Raw genomic sequence first — 4,867 nt, 5'->3', positions numbered from 1 at the left:
CTTATTAACTTAGTAAAATATTCCTTATCTATTTTATTATTTTTAACCTTGTAATACATAGTCCCAGGAAAAGGAATGTTTTGGGATAAGTTTTCCAGGTCAATTAATAAAGCTGAATTTAATTTTGAAAATATTTCGCATTTTTTATTTTCACTATCAGTCTCCCTTTTAAATGTTAAAGTTTGAGGTTTGTCAAATAACGAGTCTATGTCTTGATAGGCATTGTTTATGTGACGTTGGAGACTGTCCATTAAAGATTTTACTAAATCTTTTTGTATATGCTGCTTATACTCATTTATACTTTCACTAGGTGCCCCAGTATAATTTAATGCCAAGTTATATAATGTTACTTCTAAATATGCTTCTTTATCTTTGATAGAGTCAAATAAATTATATAATGAGGTAATAGTTGAGTCAGAACCTTTTTTGACAGCTTTATTCCACTCAATAAAGAATGATGCAGGTATGTCTTCTTTTAGTTTTTCTTCTAGATCTTTGAGTATATTGCCATAACTCCCAGTTTTTAAATAGGTGCTTTTATCCATTGCTACCATAAATAGTGGTAGTGTATATTTGTTCTTATCTTCATACAGTTTATTTTTAAATTCATTGAATTCATCGGTATGTTTAGTCCATAATACAATGCCATATGAACCAAAATCGCAACCTAATAGTTTAGAAAAATATTTTCTTATTTTTGATGCATTATGTATTAGATCTTTATCTTCATCTAAGTGTAAGTCAAGAAAAATTATCTTTCTATTCTTTAGTTTATATTCTTTTTGGATTTTTTCGTCTAAGTTATCTGGTGTATAGTGTTTTACCCATATATCCTCAGATTCTAAGAAATTTTGTAATTGGTTAATTTCTTCCTCTTTGTCATCAATGATTAACGCACTTGTAATAAATTCTTCTAGCATAATTAGTCCTTATTTTTTGTTGGAAAACATAAAGCCACAATAGCATTGTTAACTTTATCTTCTTGTATTTGTGTTGGGAAGTTAATTTCATTTTTATCTGCTATTAATAGGAGCTTTCCTTTCATAGCAAGCATCATTTCTTTAGCTACATGCAGACCTAAACCTGAACCAATATTATGTGGTTTACCCGTTTGAAATGGCTCTGTAGCAACATCTAAAGGTAAATTAAAACCAGGACCATTATCAGATACTATAATTGAATTATATCCTTTTATTTGATCGGTGAGAAATACTGATATTTTTCTATTCTCCTTGCTGTTTTTGGAATAGCTAACCCAGTAAATAGAATTATCCAACAAATTAGCTAGAACAGAAATTGCCTCAGCTTTAGCTAAGTAGGCATTAAGAGTTGATTCTTTATAATTTGAAATAACATTGATAGAATGATCTAGAAATCTAAACTCATAATTATCCAGAGCAATAGATGTGATTTCACTTAGGCTGTGTTGTCTAATATCTGATTTTTTTAACATTGAAGAATAGCCACGTACTATTTTTTCTAATAAAAGTGATATTTCAATAGCTTTTTGTTTTTCATTTCTATTGATGCAGCCAGTTAATTGGGAGAGTAGTTTATCTAAAGTATGAATAACACTACCAAGATTTAACCCGGCATTTGCACTTTTAATTAATATCTCTTTTACTTGATGATATTGAGTGTTTATTCTATAAAGATATTTTAAGATTTCATCTTTAGAGGTTTTATCTTTTATTTTCTTTTCAACAACGCTGATTAATTCATTTAGATCTGCAAGAACAGGCTCTACTGAACGGTGTTTTTTATACAAAGTTGCCAATCTATGCTTATCTATATTTCGTTGTCTTACAAATAAAGATAAAGCGTAGTCAACAGCCTCAAGAAAGTCAAAGTAGCTTTCGTTTTCGATAAATCCTTCACGATTAGTTTTTTCAATTAAGCCATTGCTTGAATTTCGGTTAATTTTAACTGCGCCAATAATTATGTTATTACTAACATTACCACCTATACGTTGAACCCTTCTTAAGTCTATTCCTAGCCAATCGTTATCTTTTTCTCCATAGTTATATATTCTAACTCCATCTCTATAAACTCTTATTCCTCCGTTTTCCCTTAAATAATCTTTTACTGTGGTTTTTTCGATATTTGTATAGTTAAAAATTTGAGCATCTGTATCAAAAATTATAATATCAAATTCAATATCGCCAATTCCACTAGTGTCTAAGTTTATTGGTGACTTATCCTTTCTTTTTATATTTTTATCTTCAATAGATAAATCCTGTATAGAGACCGATCTTTTTTCAATTTTGCTGAGAGAGTCCCAAGGCTTAAATTCATATTGAAAGTCTATAATACGACTTGATGATATTTTACAGCGTCCAAAATATAGAGCGCTATTTTTTATTTCTTCAAAATTAGGTAGCCCATCAAATACATTAGAATTGCTTTTTATATGTATATTAAAGGCATCTGATTTGTCAGAGAATGGGCTATTCAGTGAGGTTATGTTTCTATATACTTCTCGTAATTGTCTTCTATCCCAATTTGTTTTCAATTCTTCTATAATTATTTTAGTTCCAGTTGAATTTATAAACTCCTCTGGTATTTCATTCTCTGTTAATTCGATAATAAAATCATCAATTTTTTGTGCAGAATTGAGTTGATTCCAATCTATGGATAATTTTACTTCATTATTATTCTTTGATTTAGAAATTAATGTAATTTTATTCCCTAATTTATGTACGCTGAGACGCCCTATTCCTTTTTCCCCGAGGGGGAGTCTTTTTTTTCTTTGACCTTGAGTTTTTTTAAATTTATCTAGCTCTTTTCTTTTATAATCAGTACCAACAACTAACCATATGTTTTTGATAATGTTTATATCCATTCCATCACCATTATCAGTGATAATTAAAGACTTTAAATCTTCGTTTGAAAAATCAAAATTTATTTCACATGAGGTTGCGTTAGCGTCATATGAGTTTTTTATTAACTCAAATAGAGCAATACTTTCATTTTTTATTAAATCCTCTCCTAAATGAGATAGGATTCTTGGGGATATAGAAAAATTTACTTTCATTTTTTATGGCTCTTAATTATTGCTTTGCCTATAGCTGAAGCGTATAACGGTGGTACAGCATTACCAATCATTCTTGCTATATTAGCAATACTATTTCCTTTAAATTCATATGTTAACGGAAAAGATTGTAAAGCAGCTCCCTCTCTGATAGACAAAGCTCTATCCTCTTCTGGATGAACGAATCTTCCATTAGAAATGCTAAAAAATTTTGTTGTAATAGTAGGTGATGGCTTATTCCACCATAATCGACCAAAAGTATCTTTAAAAGAGTCATTTTTTCCAATAAAACACTTTAACTGTAATTCTTTATCATCTGCAAAACCTAACCTATCTCCCCCATCTTTTTTGATTTTTTTTAGGCGTTTTTTATTAATTTCACTAATATTTGGTACGGTATGAAGAAAATTTGTATTATCTTTATGGCCTGGTTTTATTTCAGGAAATCCATTATGGACACCTATAACATCATAAACTACTTTTTTTCTCTCTGTATTTTCAATTGGTCTAATTTCCTCCTCTGTTAGTCGACTGGCTATTAAAGTAAATCTTTTTCTATTTTGAGCTACTCCATAGTCATTAACATTGTGGATTTTAAAATGAATACTTTTATAGTCATTATCTCTTAACCATTGTATGAATTGTTCTAATCCACTCTCCTTCTTTCTCCTTAGTAATCCAGGAACATTTTCAACAACAATATAGCCAGGTTTGAAGTATTTGACAAAACGGGAGAATTCAATAAGTAGATTTTTAGATTGTGCGGATTTTGTCTTATCTGTATTGATAATACTCCAGAATTGGCAAGGACTGCATCCTATTAAAATGAGATCATCATCATTACGTTTTAGTGATAATTTATCCTCTAGATCTTGTTCAGTAAGTGTAAAAATATCGGCATGTATAAATTTTGCCCCATTAATATTGGCTTCATATGTAGATTTACAGTTTTCATCAAAATCAATTCCTGCAATAACTTGTATATTTGCCTGTTGCATCCCGTAGCTCATACCTCCACCTGAGCAAAAAAAATCAACTGCCTTTAACTTATTTTTATTGTGTGTGTGTTTCTTCATTTTTTTCACTGTTTAGCGACTCTTTAATTTTATTTAAAAGGTTATTTAATGTTGCATCTTTTTTCTGTTTTTTTAGTTCACATCCATAAACTAGCAAAACTTGCCAGCCATTTTTTTCTAATTGAGAAATATTTTCTTTATCTCTTATTTTATTTTCATGAATTTTTTTTGTCCAAAATTCAGTTCTGGTTTTAGGTAGTTTTGCTAGATGACAGTGACTATGTCCATGCCAAAAACAACCATGAACAAAAATAACAGTTTTATATTTGGGTAAGACTATATCTGGTTTACCTGGCAACTTACTATCACATAGTTTGTAGCGTAGGCCATTTGAAAATAGAAAACGTCTGACCAGAAGCTCAGGTTGTGTATCTCTGCTTTTTATTTTGCTCATATTATAGCTTCTTATATCAGAACTATGTATGTCAGTCATGTTTATAAATCATCAGGTTTTTAAGAGTACTAGAGTAAATCATACATGATTACGATGTTTTTAGAAAATGTTTCACTGAAGTTTATAATATGCTAAGTCATACAACAATTTTTATAAAAGACCCATATTATAAGACTTGTGTTTAACTAATTGTTATTTAAAGTAAATTTAAGAATTGTAGCGTGCAACTTGTTGCACGAAATCCTGAATGCCCGAAAGGGTTAAATAACGTTCCGTGCGTGATTCGGTCGTGCATCAAGATGCACGCTACGAGGGGTAAATAATTCTCCTATATGTTGAATTTTGGTTGTCAGCCTTGTTCATTAT

4 protein-coding genes are annotated in these 4,867 nt (G+C 29.9%); all 4 read right to left on the bottom strand.

Features of this window, described 5'->3' with window-relative positions; genetic code table 11:
- The coding region (locus QZ106_RS08740; RefSeq protein ID WP_295976474.1) for a hypothetical protein at positions 1 to 920 on the bottom strand (920 nt) is incomplete at its 3' end.
- Positions 921 to 922: 2 nt separating this feature from the next.
- On the bottom strand, positions 923 to 3,034 hold the full coding sequence (locus QZ106_RS08735; protein WP_295976473.1) for an ATP-binding protein: 2,112 nt from the start codon (positions 3,032 to 3,034) through the stop codon (positions 923 to 925).
- Complete coding sequence (locus QZ106_RS08730) at positions 3,031 to 4,107, bottom strand: DNA cytosine methyltransferase (protein WP_109079606.1); 1,077 nt, start codon at positions 4,105 to 4,107, stop codon at positions 3,031 to 3,033. Before QZ106_RS08730 ends, QZ106_RS08735 begins: the two co-directional genes overlap by 4 nt.
- Positions 4,085 to 4,540, bottom strand: coding sequence for a very short patch repair endonuclease (locus QZ106_RS08725; RefSeq protein WP_295976472.1), 456 nt, complete (start codon positions 4,538 to 4,540; stop codon positions 4,085 to 4,087). Before QZ106_RS08725 ends, QZ106_RS08730 begins: the two co-directional genes overlap by 23 nt.
- Positions 4,541 to 4,867: the final 327 nt, after the last annotated feature.

This window comes from uncultured Aggregatibacter sp., from assembly GCF_901873365.1.
GTDB lineage: Bacteria > Pseudomonadota > Gammaproteobacteria > Enterobacterales > Pasteurellaceae > Aggregatibacter.
The sequence above is the reverse complement of the archived record's forward strand: the minus strand, read 5'-3'. Positions and strand labels throughout refer to the sequence as shown.